Source organism: Clostridium facile (genome assembly GCF_014297275.1).
Lineage (GTDB): Bacteria > Bacillota > Clostridia > Oscillospirales > Ruminococcaceae > Massilioclostridium > Massilioclostridium facile.
In genome coordinates this window covers 61,200-80,953 of record NZ_JACOQK010000001.1, presented here as the reverse complement: position 1 = coordinate 80,953, position 19,754 = coordinate 61,200, and the positions used below count along the sequence as shown (strand labels likewise).

The 19,754-nt window shown below is 37.7% G+C and carries 10 protein-coding genes and 1 riboswitch; of the genes, 3 read left to right on the top strand and 7 right to left on the bottom strand.

Going from position 1 to position 19,754, the window contains the following annotated elements:
* Positions 1-36: 36 nt before the first annotated feature.
* A riboswitch (cobalamin riboswitch) is annotated at positions 37-214 on the bottom strand.
* A gap of 422 nt (positions 215-636) precedes the next feature.
* The 4 genes from H8Z77_RS00285 to H8Z77_RS00270 form a co-directional block, all read right to left on the bottom strand.
* On the bottom strand, positions 637-5,715 hold the full coding sequence (locus H8Z77_RS00285; protein WP_186995799.1) for a family 78 glycoside hydrolase catalytic domain: 5,079 nt from the start codon (positions 5,713-5,715) through the stop codon (positions 637-639).
* 496 nt (positions 5,716-6,211) lie between these two features.
* Positions 6,212-7,054: a hypothetical protein gene (locus tag H8Z77_RS00280; RefSeq protein ID WP_186995798.1), complete on the bottom strand. Its 843-nt coding sequence runs from the start codon at positions 7,052-7,054 to the stop codon at positions 6,212-6,214.
* 625 nt (positions 7,055-7,679) lie between these two features.
* The gene (locus H8Z77_RS00275) at positions 7,680-8,219 is read right to left on the bottom strand and encodes a stage V sporulation T C-terminal domain-containing protein (RefSeq protein WP_069988096.1); all 540 of its coding nucleotides are present in this window, start codon (positions 8,217-8,219) and stop codon (positions 7,680-7,682) included.
* Positions 8,220-8,438: 219 nt separating this feature from the next.
* Complete coding sequence (locus H8Z77_RS00270; protein ID WP_186995797.1) at positions 8,439-12,230, bottom strand: glycosyl hydrolase; 3,792 nt, start codon at positions 12,228-12,230, stop codon at positions 8,439-8,441.
* Positions 12,231-12,499: 269 nt separating this feature from the next.
* Here H8Z77_RS00270 and H8Z77_RS00265 point away from each other — a divergent pair, with 269 nt between their 5' ends.
* From H8Z77_RS00265 to H8Z77_RS00255, 3 genes are all read left to right on the top strand, one after another.
* Positions 12,500-13,507, top strand: coding sequence for an AraC family transcriptional regulator (locus H8Z77_RS00265; RefSeq protein WP_069988098.1), 1,008 nt, complete (start codon positions 12,500-12,502; stop codon positions 13,505-13,507).
* 259 nt (positions 13,508-13,766) lie between these two features.
* Positions 13,767-15,755, top strand: coding sequence for a fructose-1,6-bisphosphatase (locus tag H8Z77_RS00260; RefSeq protein WP_186995796.1), 1,989 nt, complete (start codon positions 13,767-13,769; stop codon positions 15,753-15,755).
* A gap of 39 nt (positions 15,756-15,794) precedes the next feature.
* Positions 15,795-16,439 carry a DUF3267 domain-containing protein gene (locus tag H8Z77_RS00255; protein ID WP_069988100.1) on the top strand — a complete coding sequence of 215 codons (645 nt, stop codon included), beginning with the start codon at positions 15,795-15,797 and terminating at the stop codon, positions 16,437-16,439.
* A 243-nt stretch (positions 16,440-16,682) separates the two neighbouring features.
* On the opposite strand, the gene H8Z77_RS00250 is transcribed toward H8Z77_RS00255, so the two are convergent.
* From H8Z77_RS00250 to H8Z77_RS00240, 3 genes are read right to left on the bottom strand one after another with little or no spacing between them, the layout of a single operon-like run.
* Complete coding sequence (locus H8Z77_RS00250; protein WP_186995795.1) at positions 16,683-17,351, bottom strand: DUF3592 domain-containing protein; 669 nt, start codon at positions 17,349-17,351, stop codon at positions 16,683-16,685.
* A gap of 42 nt (positions 17,352-17,393) precedes the next feature.
* Positions 17,394-18,152 (bottom strand): exodeoxyribonuclease III, encoded by a 759-nt coding sequence (locus H8Z77_RS00245; RefSeq protein WP_186995794.1) that lies wholly within the window; start codon positions 18,150-18,152, stop codon positions 17,394-17,396.
* Positions 18,153-18,156: 4 nt separating this feature from the next.
* A complete protein-coding gene (locus H8Z77_RS00240) occupies positions 18,157-19,752 on the bottom strand; it encodes an NAD(P)/FAD-dependent oxidoreductase (RefSeq protein WP_186995793.1) in 1,596 nt (531 codons plus the stop codon).
* Between the last annotated feature and the right edge of the window lie 2 nt (positions 19,753-19,754).

Here is a 19,754-nt window from a genome sequence, read left to right as displayed (position 1 = left end):
ATATTTCATACCAGCATACCTGTTGCCATGACCCGTAGCAACTGGATGATACAGACGGATATTCTGACTTAAGGTTTCATACAAATATAACGCCTTCCCAGAAAACCAGTGGCAAATGCTATATTTAACCCTATCACAGCGGCGGCACCGTTCAGGAATTTCACCTGAATTCCCCGTTATACTCTGTATACAGATTTACAACACCACAATATGTAGTTGTTTTATAAAATTATTACAATATATATTGTAACACTATTTTATCTTCTGTCAATAGCAAAAAAGTTTTTCAGCATTTCGCACCATAATAAGTATAAACCTAGGGTAAGATTTGGCCAAAGGTTAGGAATTTATTTTTATATATACAAAAGGCTAAAATTTGACAATCAAAAAAACAAATACTCCTTGTTGATTTATTTATATATACCTTTCTTCCAAACAATTAAATATTTACAAATAATTTGCTGCTAGTTTCACTTATATCATTTTCTATATATAATAAAACAACTAGTGTTGTAAAAATAAAATGTGTAGTTATCCAATGCTATACCCGATTATAAAAAATATAGAAAAAAGGCCCAGTAAATTACTGAGCCTTTTGGTTTTAAAATTCGATTTTCAAATTAAGAAATATCAAATTTATTTGTTGTGTTTTTTGCGCAGTGCAATTACAGATGCACCTGCGATACTTAACAGAGCCAAACCAGCAATTGGAGCAACATCGCCTGTTTTTGCTGCGTTTGCTTTCGTTGTTGTACTTTCTTGACCTGTTTGGGTTGTATTATCAACAGTATTATCTTCTGCTGTGTTGTTATCCACTGCTACCAGTCCGCTCATTGCAGCCTGTACGTTTGCTACTGCTGTATCTACTTCTTCCTGAGTTGCATTTTCATTTGCCAATACATCATTTGCTTCTGCAACTGCTGCTGACAATACTGCATAGCTTTCTGCTGTATATGCGTTTGCATCTACATCATTTGCTTTTGCCACAACTTCTTCCAGGATAGATTTATCCGCTTTGTATCTCAGGTTTAACATTGCGTTCAACAGATTAGTTTCTGCTGTTTCGATTTCTGCTTGCATTGCGTTATCTTTATCCGCAATCAATGCTTCTGCCGCTGCCAATGCTTCTTTAAATTCTGCTTGGCCAGCTTCTACATATTTGCTTAAATCAAATTCTTTTGCTGTAGCTACCAACTGTTCCAAAGAAGTAATATCGCCTTTTACAAAGCCTAATTTATGGATTTCTGTCATCAATGCTTTCCATGCTGCATCTACTTCTTCCTGGGTTGCCGCATTGTTTTCTGCTACTTTCTGTGCTGCTGCCAATGCTTCATTGAAAGATTCCTGTACATCTTTAATCACATTGTTAAATTCTTCACTGTTTGCTGCATTTTCCGCATATGCGATTACTTTATTCAGGATATCTTTATTGGATTCTACTGGTGGTTTTGGAGTTTCTACATTTGGAGAGTTGTAAACTTCCATTTCGGATAATTGCAGGTAGTAATAACCAAAGTCTGTTACTTTTGGATTCAAGTTATATGCGTACAGTTTTACATATTTTGCGTCAACTTCATCAAAACTGAATACGATTGGACCATAACTTGGAACTGGATAATCTTTTTCAGATGCTACAGTTGTCCAGTCTTGTCCATTGGTGGATACCTGGATATCAAATGTTTTTGGGAAACCATAGCAAGTTCCAGGAGTGGATGGGGATTGTGTTGGAGCGTAGAATACAACAGAGTTGATTTTTTGTACTTCGCCTAAATCTACGCTTACCCATTCCTCATGGTCTTTGGTACGAACTTCACCAACATCACTGGAGTAACCAGTATATTCGCCTTTTTCAGTCAGATTTTTACGGTCGCCATCTACTAAGAAGGCTTTACCCCAACCCCAATCTGGGCTTTCATAAGTAGAACGAGCATCTACTGCTCCATTCTGAGCATAGTTTTCATATTTATTGGCATCTAAGTCAGCAATTGCTTTTTCCAAATTCGCTTTTAATTGATCCAACTCTTCATTGGTTTTATTAATATCACCACAAGCTTCTTCTGCTGCTGCCAAAGCGTTATTGAATGCATCAATATATTCTTGTGGGTGAGCAACTGGGTTTGGACTTTCTGCATTTGCTACCAATTCTTTCAAAGCTTGTCTGCTTTGATTAATATGTGTTTTTACTTCTTCAATCGCAGCTAAAACTTTTTCAGTCATAGTATCAATTGCAGTTTGATCTGCTGTTGAGTCGTTTACTAAAGCTTCTGCTTCATCAATAACAGCTCTGAATGTTGCCCAAGCATCTGCATCATAATCAATTTGGTCTAATCCATTTGCCTGGTTGATTGCAATCTTCAAATCCAAAGTATCAACAGCATTTTCATCTTTCACTACAGAAGTAGAGAACTGATAGGAGCCTGAAGTTACTGTCAAATAAGTTTTACCGTCTTTTGCTTCAGAATTCAAAATACCTTCTACACCTTTGCCTACTGCTACTTTATCAACAGAATCAGATGGTAAAATAACAGTTGCTGTAGAACCTACTGGAACTGTGATATCAAAGGTAGCATTGTTGCCATCCCAAGTCCAATTACTAGTGATAGTACCACGAACAGTATCAACAGAAACATTTGCGTAATCTTGTGTACCGCCTACCATTGGTTCAATAGTAAAGGTCTTGTAGCCATCTTTCATATCTTTGATACCACCAATGCCTTTAAACAGCCATTCGTCATAGGTACCTAAGAAATAGTGGCCCAAAGAACGGGAAGTATCTTCCCACATTTCCCACAGGGAAGTTCCGCCTTTATGGTTTGCCATATAACCCCAGCTTGGATAAGAAGTTTGTTCTAAAATCTTGTAAGCTACATCAGCATAGCCGTTTTCGCTTAAGACTGGCAAAATCAGTTCTGTACCAACACAACCGGTATCCAAGTGATAATTTTTATCTCTAATATCTTTTACCAGATTGAGCAATACACCTTCTTTGTATTCTTCTGGAACCAAACCAAATGCCAGAGGAACCAAGTTAGAAGTTTGACGGTATTTGCTTCTGTGTGGACCAATATTGCTCCAAGTTGTTGTCTCATAAATTTGCTGTTCTGGACGATAGAATTTAGCGTTGAATGCTTCATAAATATTAGCCATTGCTTCACGGTATTCAGCAGCATCTTCCGGTTTATTTAGTTTATCTGCCAAGTCAGCCATAACACTTAATAGGCGGTAAGCAAAACCGGTACCAGCGATACCACTACCTTCGTTTGGACTCTCACTATATTGTAAGCCAGAGTTTTCATCGCCTTGACCCATTGGGGATACCCAGTCAGCCAGCTGCCCATCACTCCATGTCCATCCATTGCTCTTGCTATATTCAATATCTTTTAGCGCCAATTCTCTCATTGCTGGATATTGTTCTTCAATGTAGCTTTCAATACCATAAGTATCCCACATTTGGTCTACACCAAACACAAAGATGGAATTCCATACAACAGTATTGTCATTTCCCCATCCCTGTGTTGGAACCATGTTTGGAACATTGCCCAGTTCATCCTGGCAGTCTTCCATGGTTTCAATAAATTGGGTTAACATATTTTCATAGCCATAGTTATAGGACATTGTTTGTAAAGCAACGTTAGCATCACCAAGCCAACCATTTTTCTCCCATACTGGAGTATCAGTTGGTTTGCCCTGCATATTGTTCGACATGGTTGTCATCATCATATCATGCAGATGGTTAATCAGTTCATTAGAACTTTCAAAATGACCTGTGATTTCCATATCATTGCTAGTACGATAGCAAACAATATCTTCTGCTTTTAGTTCTCCTGGATAGTTATCAATCTGAACGTATTGATAGCCCTTATAGCTGAATTTAGGTTCAAAGGTTTCAGTTTCTCCACCTTTACAGATGTAGTTATCCTGTTGGTTGTAAGCTTTTGGCCACCAACCAGAGTTAACACCATCTTTACCACCTAATTTTTGAACAGTACCATCGCTGTTCAATTTTTCACCATAAGTAATGGTTACTTTCTGGCCGGGTTCTGCATTATGCATGTTCAGTTTAATCCAACCAGCCAGCATTTCAGGAACATATAAAACATAGGAGCCATTATCCAGTTTTTTCACTTGATCCTGGGATAATGTAATCGACTTGGTACGACGGATTGGTTCCATTACCTGAGCAGTCAATGCACCTGCTGGGGCTTTCATTTCCTGAGCTGGAGCCCAACCCTCTTCATTATAGTTTGCCTGATCATAACCTGTTAGTTCTTTACGGGCATCATAAGTTTCACCATAGTAAATACTATTTGTTGTAATTGGACCATCTTTGGTAGCTTTCCAGGTCTCATTATCAGTAGTAATTGTTTGATGGGTGCCATCGGTGTATTCAATATCTAATTCCATACGGAGTTTTGGATCATCTCTCCAGGCAGCAGATTGCCAGTTCCATACAGAACAAGTTTCATTATAGAAGCTATTCCCTAACTCAATTCCAATTGCGTTATTACCTTTCTTTAATAGATTAGTTACATCAAATGTACGATACAAAACGGTTTGAGTGTATTGGGTATTTGCTGGATTCATAACAGAATCATCCGGCAATTGGCCATTGATCTTCATTTCAAAGAATCCTAGACCAGCAACATAAGCTCGAGCGTTTTTGATTTCTTTGCCCTCTTCTGTAGCAAATTCTTCACGCAGTACCGTTGCCGCAAAAGCAGCATCTTCAGGGCTTGGTTCTACGCCTTTTCCCCAAGGAGCTTCTCCATATTTTACAACCTGGTCAGGAACTAACCACTGGCTATCATCAAAGTCAGCGGAAGTCCATCCTTCTACTGGTTCGGTCTCGCTTACTTTCCAACTGTCATCCGTTACAAAAGTATCTTTTGTGCCATCGGTATAAGATACTTCTACTTTAGAAAGTGCCCCTGCATAGCCGTTGGTGCTGTTAAATGCGTCAATCGCAATTACGTTGTTACCATCTTTATTAATTTGTTTACCAATCTCAAACAGCTTACCATTTTTCCAGGAGTCAGTACCACCATTTTCACCAACTTTTTCTCCATTTACATATAGAGAATACTCATCATCAGCAGTTACACCAACATATACGCTGCTAATCTCTTTTTCAGTATTCACAGTAAATGTTTTTCTAAAATACTGGTGCCCTGCTGGAACTCCTGAAAAACCGGAACCATTTCTTCTCCAAATCCAGTTCGCCCCATCAAAGGTCATGTCAGTACCGTTAATACCAATCCATTCCCCTTTCCATTCGTCCTGGTTCAGAATACCGGTCTCAAAGGTGGATACATCACTCCAACCAATACTGTTTTTGTCTTCGTCCCAAACTTCTACAGCCCAATAATATTTTGTCTTAGAAGCTAATGCAGGACCAGCGTAAAGGACATCGTAATTATCTTCACTTTGGATTTGTTCAGAGTCCCATACATCCCCTTTGTGGGCTTTTGCATTCTCTTCTGTAGAAGCCACAATAATACGGTAAGCGGATTGTCCTTTACCATATTCATTGGAACCTAACTGCCAACTAAAAGTTGGTGTTTTATCGATTCCTAATGGTTGATTCAAACTGCTTACCTGCAAACTATCAATATCCATTTCTCCATTTGTTGCCGCAAAAGCATTTAGTGGGGTTAATGTAGTTGCAGTAATAGCAGCTGCCAGTAAAACAGCCAGCAAACGTCTGCTTTTTTTCACTGTTTCTCTTCCTCCTTTGTAATAACATCACTGCCACTCTTTCTCTTGAGTGATAGATAAAATGAAATAATGATGTAAATAAAAAAGGAGGCTGTAAAAATGGAAATTTCCTTTCTAATATGTAACAGCATCCTCCCTTGTATCATCGTGAATAATCATAACACTTTGAGTCTTTAAAGTCAATAAAAAAACCGCTATTTTTCACAATTATTATAATAATGAGATGATTTTTATGGAATATTAAACAAAACACGATTACACTTATTGGTGATAGTGCCAAGATATTGCAGTTGTCAACTATAAAAAGCTTTTTATCCCCAATACATACTATATTTTTAAAATAAAACGTTTATTTTTCAATTGTATTTTTGTATATAATATAGTACTATCATAGTCTATCGCTTTTCTATTGGGGTTATCAAAACATTTGTAATTTGGTGTTATACATATAAAAAATCAGCACTAACGCTCAAAGTCAGTGCTGATCAATAGCTTTTTATTCCGTTGCGCCATCAGTAGAAGCCGCGGTATTTGCATCAAGGTAGCTTCTTAAGTCTGGTATTTCTAGCTGAACTTCATCCCCATATTGTTCAATACTGTAGCTTACCCGATATTCCGCATGTAACGTTTCCCCTTCTGCAGTCATGTCAGTTTCCAATTCATAACGGAAAGATTTTGGTTCACCATTTTCTCCTACTGTAACCGTACAAACCAGTGAATCTACATCAAAATCAACCGGTACCTGTTCTGTATCTATATAGGAAATAGATTCCATTAACCATGTTGCGAGATTTACCGCATTTTTTCGATTTAATGTAATTTCATAACTGGTATTTCCTTCATCATTTTTAGTGGATACACTTTTAATATCCTCTGCTTTAAAATCTGTCCCGATTTTACCATAACCAGTCATCTGTTGAAATTGTTCCTGAGTAAGCTCCTGTACAGTGTTCCCTGTACTAGTTCCATCTGCTGAACTAGAACTGCTTCCACTTTCATCAATAACACAATAGTTTGTTCCGTCAGACTCTAAAATCGTGCTAGTAGGTTCTTGAGTAGTGGTACTAAAGGACAAATAACTTTCTACCAACTGTTTTCCATCCTGATTTTTTGTAGTATACCGTGAACTAATTCCCTGCATGGAAGAGTTGTCGTTATATTCAGTTGTTAAAGAACCAAATAGACTAAATACATATCCTGAAGATTCATTAATTGTTTTTGCTGCATCTTGGAATGTTTGATATGCTCCTTGTTTTTCTTCTTCGCTTGTTCCACAGGCAGTACAACACCCTACTAATAATGTACCTGCCAATAATACTGCTAATACTTTTTTAAACATGATTTTTTCCATCCTTTATTTGTGATGATAAAGCATTATAATGCCAAATAAAATAGTTCCCAAATAAGCAATTCAGCTTATAGCTAAAGTCTATTTTTATTAAGGGGTATTTTATTTTTGTAATTTATTATAACATATCAAAACGAGATTGACTATGTTTTTATATGATATTTTTGAATGATTTTTATGACATATTCTATGGATAGAGCCAAAACAATTATATATTTTACACAAAAAATAAGCAAAAATTTTTCTAAGATAAATTTTGTTACTACTTTGATTTATCATTTTTATATCCATTATAAGGAAGAAATGGTCTTTTCACTATATTAAATAATACTCCATTTTATCTAAAATAAAAAAACACCAAAAATTTGCTAATACACAATGATATTATCAAAAATCGTTGGTGTTTTATTAAAATCTGTTTTGTGTTAAAATGAATTTAATACTATAAACCATTTAAATAGAATCAATCTATCCTTATTTTATCTAAAAATACGATTACAATTAAATTATATCATTACGAAAAAAATACTGATAAATAATTAACTGAATTTGATTTTTTATGATATGTATAAAAATGGCTTGAAACTAGGTTTCAAGCCATTTTTGCTATCTTGATTTATGGCTCCATCTGTTTTCCAAAGAATAAAGCAGCGGTAGTAGCCAATTTTAGTAAAGTATCATCCGCTTGATGGCAATGATCATCTTCTAAAAATAAAATACTTCCACTTAAATCTCCATTTGATAAAATAGGAATTCCTATTAAGGCACTCCGACTAACACCGTCTACTGGCTGCATTCCAGTGGACTGGTTTGTTTTTTGGTATGTTTGGCGTTGTGTCAACATTTCTTCCCATTCAGAAGAAATGCGGCGCTCCAAAACTTCTTTTTTCGAAATTCCAGCTGCAGCAATTACCTGTTCGTGGTCACAAATCAGCACAGGAAGCTCTATTGTTTTGTAGAGTACTTCTGCATACTGTGCTGCAGCAATTGAAATTTCTTCCATAGGGGAATATTTTTTAAAAATAATTTCCCCATTTGATCCTGTGTAAATCTCCAATGGTGCACCTTCTCGGATCCGTAAGGTTCTACGGATTTCTTTTGGAATAACAACACGACCTAAGTCATCAATTCTTCTCACAATTCCTGTGGCTTTCATATAATGATTCCTCCATTTAACAGTATTGGTAATTATTCTATATAGTAGATAACTGTAGTGTCTGTTAAAACAAGGAATTTATACGTATGTTTTTATTCTTCTTTTTCAATTTATTTTATTTAATAAAGTAGTTATTAAATATAATAAAAGCTCCTTTAAATTATAAAAACTGGCCTGGATCAATATCCAAGCCAGTTTTTACACACTATGATATTTTAACTATTTTTTCTTACGTAAGGTGAACAATACTGCACCTGCTATCACTGCTGCAACAGCTCCAGCCAGTGGTGTAGTATCCCCTGTTTTCGCTGCGTTTGCTTTTGTTGTAGATTCCTGTCCAGTTTGAGTAGCTGTATCATCAGTGGACGGTGTTGTTTCTTCTGAAACACTTCCATCTACTGCTACTAACTGATCCATTGCAGCTTGTACGTTTGTTACTGCTGCGTCTACTTCTTCCTGGGTTGCGTTTTCATTGTTGTACACATCGTTTGCTTCCGCTACTACCGCTTGTAATGCTGCATAGCTCTCGGCTGTGTATGCGTTTGCGTCCACTTTGCCTGCTTCCGCAAGAACATCTTCTAAAACAGACTTATCTGCTTTGTATCTCAGGTTCAACATTGCGTTTAACAGGTTATCTGCTGATTCGTTAATTTCTGCCTGCATTGCGTCTCCATCATCAAATACAGTTTGTGCTGTTTCCAATGCTGCGGTAAATTCCGCTTTGCCCGCTTCTACATAACGGTCAAGTTCCGCATTGATTCCATTGGCTGCTTCAATCAAAGAAGCTAACGCTGTTTTATCTCCAGCTACAAACCCCAGTTTATGAATTTCGTTCATTAAGGTTTTCCATGCTGCATTTACTTCTTCCTGGGTTGCTGCTGCGTTATTTGCTACTGCCTTGGCATTTTCCAATGCTGCATCAAATGTTTTTTGTACACTTTCAATGGCATTGTCATATTCCCCGCTTGTTTTGGCCTGTTCCGCATAAGCAATCACAGAATTTAAGATACCTTTATCTGCTTTAGAAACAACTATTTCTGTTTGTGTATATGGTGTTAAGGTAACATTTCCAATAATGCCGAAATTATAGGTATTATCAGGTGTTTTGCCAAACATGACATTGGACATATTGCTGGAAACTTCTACGACAATTGTATTTTTCCCAGCAACCAGATATTGACCAATATCGGTATGAAGAGAAATTTGGTTCATTGGCACTTCTGTTCCATTAACGAACAGACGTCCAACGTCAGAAACATCGGTAAAGTCGAGATACGCACCCTGTCCTTGTTCCCATCCTTTTTCCAATTCAAATGAGGTAGTATATTCCGCTACACCTGCTACGTTTTTCAGATTGGAATCAATTTCATACCAAGGTACCAGGCCTGTTTCAGATAAATCATAGGTATCACTCTGAACAATATTTGTATCATGGACGTTTTCCCCTTCTGTCCACTGATTTAATACCATTGTCCAGTTGGTTAAGTCCATTGGATTTTCTGCAGCTTCTGCTGTTACATGAACAGACGTTCCATCATTCAAAACTGCATCCAAATTTCCTCCTTGAGTGGAACGCAATGCCAAACTGTCAGTATCCACATTGTACACTGCATTATCTGCGTTGGTCTGTTGTACTGTATTTTCTAATGTTTTACTGCTCCAACCATCTTTGGCAATGGCAACCATCATTGCGTCCTGGGAATCCAAATCAACATTAATGGTAACCATTCCATTGCTGGAGATAAACTCTGCAATTGGTGTAATTTCACCGCTCCACGGATCAAGTAAATAAGGAGTTCCTTCTCCTTTTAAGGTTACAGTTTCAGCTAATTCATTCTCATCATCATTATACATAAAGTATAATTCCGCATCCTCTGTGGTGCGATGGTTATAATACATGTTAGAAGGTGTTTCCGGCTGAGCATCCGGTGAAACTTCCAGTTGAGAAAGCGCAGTAACTAATTCCGCACGGTCTGCAACTGTTTTTACATTATCAAGACCTTTTAATTCATCCATATATGCAACCAGTTGTGCGTCAGCATCCGCAAGTAGTTCGGAGGAACCTACATTTTCGTTACTTCCTGGATAAGAATTTACTTTGCTTGGCGCTTCCCCTACAATGACAACTGGCAATCCTGCTTTTGCGTAATTTAGGATTTTTTCTGCAACATCCAATGACATTTCAGGTACAGTGCCATCCCCCATTGGCTCAATTACTAACGCTTTATAGGATGGGCCATCTGCTGCAAGAACTGCTTTACCATCTTCAGTTCCAACAACAGCATTGTCCATATTCAAAATTGCTTGGGTCACATAGTCATAGGTATAACCAGCCTGTTCAATTGGTGTAATATCGGATTGGATATTCCCTTTTCCATACATACAGCGGTATACTGCCAAGTCAACATCGCCTTGTCCCTGTTGCAGTACCATTTGAGTACGAGAAAGTGCATCTGTCATAATATCTACATTTTCCCACATTGGAGTTTTATCGTCCCATTCGTTACCATAACTTAAAGCGGACATTGCAGAATATCCTGGCCAAGTCACTTGGACTGGGAAAAACATATTTTCTGTATCGGTAAATTTATAGGTAGAACCATGGAATACCACCTTATTTACACCAGCTGAGAAAAGCCGATAAGCATAGTGCATAAATCCTAAATGACGGTTATCGCTTCCGCTCTGCAATTGAGTATCCGTCCAGGTTTCACGCCAAGAGTCGTTTCCAATCTCCGCTGCTTCTGCGGAAAAGATTTTATCCCCTCTCATGTTTGGTACGGCACTAAGCTGGCGATAAGAATCTGGATTGGTTCCACTCAACGCATAAGATTCTACTTCTACAATATCGGTATAAAGTGCTGGATCAGTCAATTCAAATGGACTACTCCCCTTACTGCTGTATGCCTGATAGCGCAAAGTCATGTTGTGAGAATCCGCCCATTCATTGAAGACGCCCATATGGTTTTCCGCCAAAAGTTCTGTCATAGTAGTATAAAGGTCATCCCGTACACGGTCTCCAATTTCACTAAAATTACTGTTGATCGCAGGTAAATATGGGGTTAAATCATAACCACGTCGGGCTTGGAATTCTTCTAGCATTTTTGGTGTCCACAAATTGCTCTTTAATTCAAAGGAATCACCAAATAAGCTTCCAGCATTTTCTTCATAAAGGCGTTTCAATTCTGGATCGCTGTTCATTGCGTTTTCCCAGTTTTGTGTAACAGCACGGGTAGCATCTGCACTCATGTGGTCGATTACATATTGTTCTACCCCAAACCCAACTGTATGGTTAGCAGACTGGCGATAAAAATAGAATACAGTCCAATCCCCTTCAGAAGGAGCTGTCCAAGACATTTTACCAGTTTCCTGGTTAAAATCTATTTCCTGATTTCCATCCAATAAATTTAATGCTGTAGAAGAATCGTAACTTCCATCCGCTAATTTCTTCGCTGCTGTCACCGCAATCAGTTCATAATCGCGGTTTTGATCTAAATTCTTTGGAAATACATAGCTTTCTGTCGTATAAATCATTGCATCGGCAGTAGCAGTAAAATCAGCACTTGCATTCAGTAATAACTGTTCTGCACGGATATCGTCTACATCTGTAATTTCTGGGGTAGCGATTGGCCACATCTGCCCAATGGTACAGTCAATCTGTACGCCGTAATCTAATCCAGCCTGTAAAATCCACTTCATTGTCTGGTTCCATGTTTCATCATTGATTGAACAATTCTTTGCAAGTTCCAAACATTGTAATTCTACGCCAGAATAACCCCCATCTGCAAATTCCTTTACTTCCCTGCGAATTTCCTCTTCGTTCATACGTCCTGGTGCAATCCACCACCGCATAAATGGTTTCGCATCCTTATCCGGGGAAAGGAATTCCTGCTCAAAAGCAGTTAAATTATTTGTTTCCCCTGTAAATGTTGCAGCGTTTACAACAGCTCCTTGGGATAGAACCATAACAGCTGCCAACAAAGCCGCTGCGTAGCGTTTTGTTTTTTTCATTCCATTGTTCTCCTTTCAATACAGGTATTATTGGCAATCATGCCTGCTATACCTAAAATAACCTACTACCCATTTCCCTCTCTGAAATGGTTTCAATTACACAAAAATAGCATCAATAATATTTCATATCAAGTTACCGAATCTCTTTTTCTGTGTTATAATAATTGTAGCAGAACATCTATTTTGGAAACAAGAGAATAGACAACACGAAAATAGGGAATAAGAATACCAACTATGTGTAATATAGTAAATTAAGAAGGAAAGTTTTTATGTATATTGACCATTTAATTGCATCAGAACGAGAAAAAGTACTCCATTTAAGTTTTAGCGATTCTGTTATAAAAAAGCATAGACAGCAACTGAATGAATATGGATTTTTTACGGTATCCATTGAAAATGAGCAAAATCCCATGAACAATGGGTTATCCATTATTCTGCATGGTCCTCCTATCAAAACAAAACATTCTCCAGTATTCCATAACCATGATTACTACGAAATGGTTTATGTTTACCGTGGAGGATGCGTCAATACCTTCCGTGACCATGAAGTTATTCTGTCACAAGGAGACATCCTTCTATTAAACCCTAATGTATTACATTGTTTACATACTTTACATGAGCAGGATTGTGTCTTTAATATTATGCTTAGCCGTTCCCTTTTTGAAGAATCAATGTTGCTTCTTTTATCAGATAATAAATTATTCAGTAATTTTATTGTCAGCTATATGTATCAAATCAATACCAGCCAGGAATTTTTATATTTTCCCGCTCAACAAGATGGCCAAGTGGATGATATTGTAACAAATTTAATCTATGAAGTCCGTGAACGTTCCTCTTCTGGGAATGGAAATGTAATACAATATCTTCTTGCTGTATTGTTTACCCTATTGGCAAGAATACATGCGGAAGAAAATAATATCAATGCGGAAACGCAGCCTAAAATAGCATCATTACTGGATATTATTAGCTATATCAATCAAAATAGCAACACTGTCAACTTATCTGTTTTAGAGGAAAGATTTTCCTATTCCTCCGGTTATATTTCCAGGATGATTAAGCAACATTGCGGACAAAGCTTTACACAGCTAGTCCAGAATGCTAAACTCCAACACGCCCGGGAAATCCTCAAAACTACGGATACTAGCATTGTAGAGGTGGCGGAAGAATCCGGTTTCCAAGATAGCCAATATTTTTCTAAGTTATTTAAAGAAAAATTTGGCTTAACCCCAAGGCAATACCGGAAGATGTGTCAAGAATCTATCGTTTCATCTTTCTAAGCAGCTTATGATTCTAAATAGGCTGCTATTTCTCTATTATTTTAAGTTACTTTCCTATTTTATATGACAAATTATTTCAATTATCTAAGATACAATAGAATGCGTTGTTTGATTCAGCAACAATATAATGTTATAAAAATAACAATCTTTTTCTTTCATTTTTTAGTCTGAATTGCTAAATAACATCCATCTATTTACATAATATTCATAATTTTATAGTATACTAAACCTAACTTAATCGATTCGCAGGAGGGGAATAATGAGCTATTTAACGGATGAAGTGAAAAAAAACCGCAAATATCTTGATCTTTTGTCCAAAGAATATCCAACAATTCAAAGTGTTTGTACCGAGATCATCAATCTGCGTGCTATCATCAATCTACCAAAAGGTACCGAGCATTTTATGAGTGATTTACATGGGGAACATGAAGCATTTAAGCATATTTTAAATAATTGTTCTGGTGTAATACGCGAAAAAGTAGATATGTTATATGGCGATACTTTGGACGAAGAAACCCGGTCCGAAATTTGTACTTTAATCTATTATCCTGAACAAAAGTTGCAAATGATTAAAAAAGAAAAAGCCAATACTGACAATTGGTATATGATTACATTGCAGCGTTTACTAAAAATTTGTAAAAAAGTAGCATCAAAATACACACGTTCTAAAGTGCGTAAAGCAATGCCGAAAGAGTTCCAATATATTATTGATGAACTTCTTCATGCGGAATATGGCGAAGAAAGCCAAACCATGTATTATACCAAAATTATGGATACCATTATCAATTTACATAATGCGGATGCGTTTATTATTGCGCTATCTTCCTTAATTAAGCGCTTGGCAGTAGACCGCTTACATATTGTAGGGGATATCTTTGACCGTGGTCCCCGCCCTGACCTGATTATGGACATGTTAATGGACCACCACTCTGTGGATATCCAATGGGGTAATCATGATATTTTATGGATGGGGGCAGCAGCAGGAAGTTCTGCCTGTATCGCAACCGTAATCAACAACTGTGCTGCGTTCAATCGTTTAGAAGTATTAGAGCAGGGGTATGGGATTAATCTGCGACCATTAGCATTGTTTGCGGAAAATCACTATTTAAACTGTGAGAACTTTGCCCCCCGTGCAATCCGTTCTGAACATACTGCACAAAAGGATTTAAAGCTAGTTGCTAAAATGCATAAGGCAATTGCGATTATTTTATTTAAATTAGAGGGAGCTGTCATTAAACGCCATCCAGAATATGATATGGAAAATCGTTTGCTTCTGGATAAAATTGATTTCTCAAAAGGTACTGTTACCATTGAGGGAAAATCCTATCCTATGAATGACACCTTCTTCCCTACGATTAATGAGGCTGACCCTTACGCTTTAACATCAGAAGAAAAAGAATTAATGAAAGACCTAAAGCAGTCTTTTCGGGAAAGTACTCATCTAAACGAACACGTGCGCTTTTTATATTCCCATGGGAGCATCTATTCCTGTTTCAACCAAAATTTATTGTTTCATGGCTGTTTGCCTATGGAAGAAAATGGTGATTTCATGGAAGTAAACGTCAACGGCACTGTGGCAAAAGGAAAAGCCCTGATGGACTTAGCAGATTCTACTGCACGCCAGGCATATTTCCACATGGAAGAAACCAAATATAAACGCTCTTGTTGTGATTTTATGTGGTATTTATGGTGTGGAAAACGCTCTCCATTATTTGGACGTTCTAAAATGACTACCTTTGAACGCCTGTTTATTGAAGATAAATCCACTTGGACAGAAGCAAAAAATCCCTATTATGTGGTAAGCAAACAAGAGGAATTCGCTGTTAAAATTATCCGTGAATTTGGCTTAAACGAACGGGTATCCCATATTATCAACGGACATGTCCCTGTCAAAGCGATTGATGGGGAAAATCCAATCCGTGCAAATGGCCGCTTGATTGTAATTGATGGTGGTTTTTGTCGGGCATACCAGCCAACAACTGGGATTGCGGGATATACACTGATTTACAATTCCTATGGAATGCGGCTTATGTCCCATCAGCCTTTTGAAAGCGTAGATAAAGCAATTAAAAATAACCTGGACATTCAATCCAACTCTACAGTTTTTGAAACAATCAAAGAACGCATGAAGGTAATGGATACAGATATTGGTACCGAGTTAAGCGATAAAATATACGATTTATCCCTGTTACTCAATGCTTATCGAGACGGTTTGATTAAACAAAAGACAAATGAAGGGCATTATTAATTTGTTGTTTTGTTTTAAACTACTACAAGAGGTATCTAATTGAAAAACCAATACCAAAAAGAACGCCAAAGGAAACTGACAAAATCTGAACAACAACGAAAAGAAAAATTTCAAGTAGTAAAAGAAGAGTTGGAGTCCAACGGTTATGTTTCTCATAACCTAACAATCGGGCTGGTTTATGCTAATGTTATGGCAATAGTATTAGGGATGCCTATCGCTTTATTATTAACAGCCTGGTTTTTCATAAAACATCCAGTCAGTTCCATTCTATTACAAATTGATAAGGCGTTTTTGGCATTTGTTTTGTTAGTTCTGTTAATTGTCATCCATGAGCTTATTCATGGAATTTTCTGGGGTATATTTGCAAAAAATCATTGGAAATCCATATCATTTGGTTTTATCCTCCAATACCTAACTCCTTACTGTTCTTGTAGCCAACCACTGAATAAAGTAGAATATATCATTGGAGCTATAATGCCTACCATACTTTTAGGAATTTTTCCTTCCATTATTTCAATTTTCATAGGCTCTGCTTTAACATTTATCATTGGTATTGTGATGATATTTGCTGGCGGAGGAGATTTAGCTATTATTTTTAAATTATTGCGCTTTCAGAATAGAGCTGAGGATATCCTTTACCTGGATCATCCATATCAGGCCGGCTTAGTAGCATTTACAAAATAAAAAACAATTAAACTATTTTAAAATACGTTCTTTTTATAAAAAGAAAAAATTGCTAAAAAAAGCAAAACGGAAAATAAAATCCGTTTTGCTTTTTTCCTTATTTTATAAATAATATAAAAAATTTAATATCTTGCTAACTAGACAGCTAATCCACAAAAAGTATCTCCTGAAAGATTTTTCTATAGTATAGCCCTTTCCTTATAGCATTCAATAGAAGCCTATCAAATCAGTTTAGCTTTATTTTTAATTTCTTGAATACTTACCAAAAAACAACCCTCGTATAAGTAAAAAGATACCAGTAATTACAATAAGAAGAGGAACCCCCATTAATATTCCCATTACACGAAATGCTTCTGGGATGGAAAATGAGCCTGTAGCCATATAAAGGAACCCCACCCCTCCGGCACCAAAAGCCAAACCAAGCACAACCTCAATCCAATTGATGTTTCCTATCTTGATATGCCCTTGAATCACCAAAAAAGCGAAGATAAAAAACAATGGAACTACAGTAAAGATCACTCCAACACCAATCATGATACTATTGCTATTTGTCCCTTTAACAACAGCTTCTTCTGGATCATTGGGGTTGTACAAAATCTTCTTGGTACTTCCCTGATTAGGAAGATTCCCTACACCATAATCCGTAGAAACGGTGTATTCTTTTCCATCAACGGTATAGGAATAGGTCAATTGATATGAATTTTGATTGTATATCCTAAAGGTATGTTTACGGACAGGCTTGTATTTGTCAGTAGTATAGACACGATAGTTTGCATAATAGCCTACCGTTTCCTTATAGTTTTTTGTCCTATTATTCCATTCAACTGACCCTTTCACACCAAAAAACAGAAAGAAAACACCGGCTATTAGGCTTATTGCTACTAATACAGAGGTTATAATTTTCTTTACCATTCTTTCTCACATCCCCATTTTAATATACACGGATACTATCTGTTAGTTTTCCTTTAAAATCAATCCAACTGGGCAATGGTCGCTTCCCATAATATCAGAATAAATAACTGCATCTTCTATCCGTTCCTTTAATTCCTCCGAAGCCAGAAAATAATCAATTCTCCATCCCGCGTTTTTTGCCCTAGCTTGGAACATATAGGACCACCAGGAGTATGCCCCTTCCTTATCTGGGTACAGATAACGGAATGTATCAATAAAACCGCTATTTAACAGTTGGCTCATCTTTCCCCGCTCTTCATCTGTAAACCCTGCATTCCCACGGTTTGTTTTAAAGTTTTTCAAGTCAATTTCCTGATGTGCTACATTCATATCACCGCACACGATAACTGGTTTTTTCGATTTCAACTGTAGCAAATAATCGCGGAAAGCATCCTCCCAACTCATACGGTAATCCAAACGGGTCAGTTCTCTTTGCGCATTTGGCGTATACACAGTAACCAAATAAAAGCCCGGATATTCCGCAGTAATAGCACGTCCTTCTCCTGTGTGCTCTTCTATCCCAATATCATAACTCACTGACAAGGGTTCCTCTTTGCTGAACAACGCAGTGCCAGAATAGCCCTTTTTTACCGCACTGTTCCAATATTGGTGGTATCCCTCAAACGGATAATCTGTTTGTCCGGGCTGCATTTTTGTTTCCTGAACACAAAAAACATCCGCATCCTGTTCACGAAAAAATGTATCAAATCCTTTATTTAAGCAGGCACGTAACCCATTTACATTCCAAGAAATTAGTTTCATCTCATTACCCTCCATAAGGTTGATATTTTTGAATAATAGCGGAAGCAATGCGGATTCCATCCACAGCCGCACTCATAATTCCACCAGCATATCCAGCACCTTCTCCACAGGGATATAAACCCGATTTTCCCACAGCGCAAAAATCCTCTCCTCGAGTAATTCGTACTGGAGAACTTGTCCTGGTTTCTGGACCAGTTAATACAGCATCACTTGCATCAAAGCCTGGAATCTTCCTTCCAAACCTCTCTAGTCCTTCCCGCATCATTTGGGTGACGATATTGGGAAATAACCGGTCAAAATCCACTGGATTCACGCCCAGAGCATAAGAAGGATGTACCCGCTTTTCCTGTAACCCTACACGGTGATTTAAAAATTCTCCTACTGTAGCTGCTGGAGCCCGATAATCTTTTCCACCAAGCTGGAACGCCTGTTGTTCCAACCGTTGTTGGAACTTTATCCCATCCAATGGGGAGGAACCGAAATCCTCTGGTCCTACTCCCACAACCAAAGCGGAATTGGCGTTTTTCTGATCCCGTGCAAACTCACTCATCCCATTGGTCACCACAGTCCCTTCACAGGAACTGGAAGGAACTACCATACCACCGGGACACATGCAAAAGGTATATACCCCCCTACCATTCTTCCGATAAGAAAGCTGATATTCCCCTTTCGGTAATAAAGGATGACCAGCATACTTTCCATACAGCCCTTTATCAATTTCCGATTGCAGATGCTCAATACGCGCTCCAACCGAAAAAGCTTTTGGTTCCAAATAAACGCCAGATTCCAACAACATAGAGAAAGTATCCCGTGCACTGTGTCCTATTGCTAAAATCAATATAGAGGCTGGTATTTCTTCCCCATTTACCCGAATGGATTTTAACTGGTTATTTTGAAAAGTAACCCCTTCTAACTGGGAACAAAACCGAATCTCCCCTCCCAGGGACTGAATTTCTTCTCGGATCGATTTAACTACCTGTCGAAGTTTATCTGTACCAATATGTGGTTTTGCCTTTTTTAAAATTTCCTCTGGTGCTCCATGATTCACAAAATCTTTCAATACAAGGTCACAAAAAGGGTCAGAAATACGGGTTGTTAATTTTCCATCAGAAAAAGTGCCTGCTCCACCTTCTCCAAATTGTACATTCGCCTTTGAGTCAAAAACTCCTTGTTTCCAAAACCGGTTTACCCCTATTACCCGTTGATCCACATCGGTACCACGTTCTAACACAATTGGGTGGTATCCCTGTCGGGCTAAGGTTAAGGCAGCAAACATTCCAGCTGGCCCAAACCCCGCAATTACGATGGGGGATTCTAATTTTTCTAATCCAGGTGTAAAACAAATGCTACGTTTTTCCCGATAAACAACCGAAGAGTCGGAAGCTGCCTGCACAGCTTCTAACTCTCCTTCTGTTAATTCAACACATACTGTATTCACAAGGGTAATCTGGTTCTGGCGCCTTGCATCTAAAGATACCTTATTTACATAGGCTTCTTTGACAAGGTTATGGGAAATTTTTAATTTTTTAATTGCTTTCCGGATTGCCTGTTCTTCTGTTTGATCTAAGCCAATCCGGATTCCAGATACAACAATCGGCATTT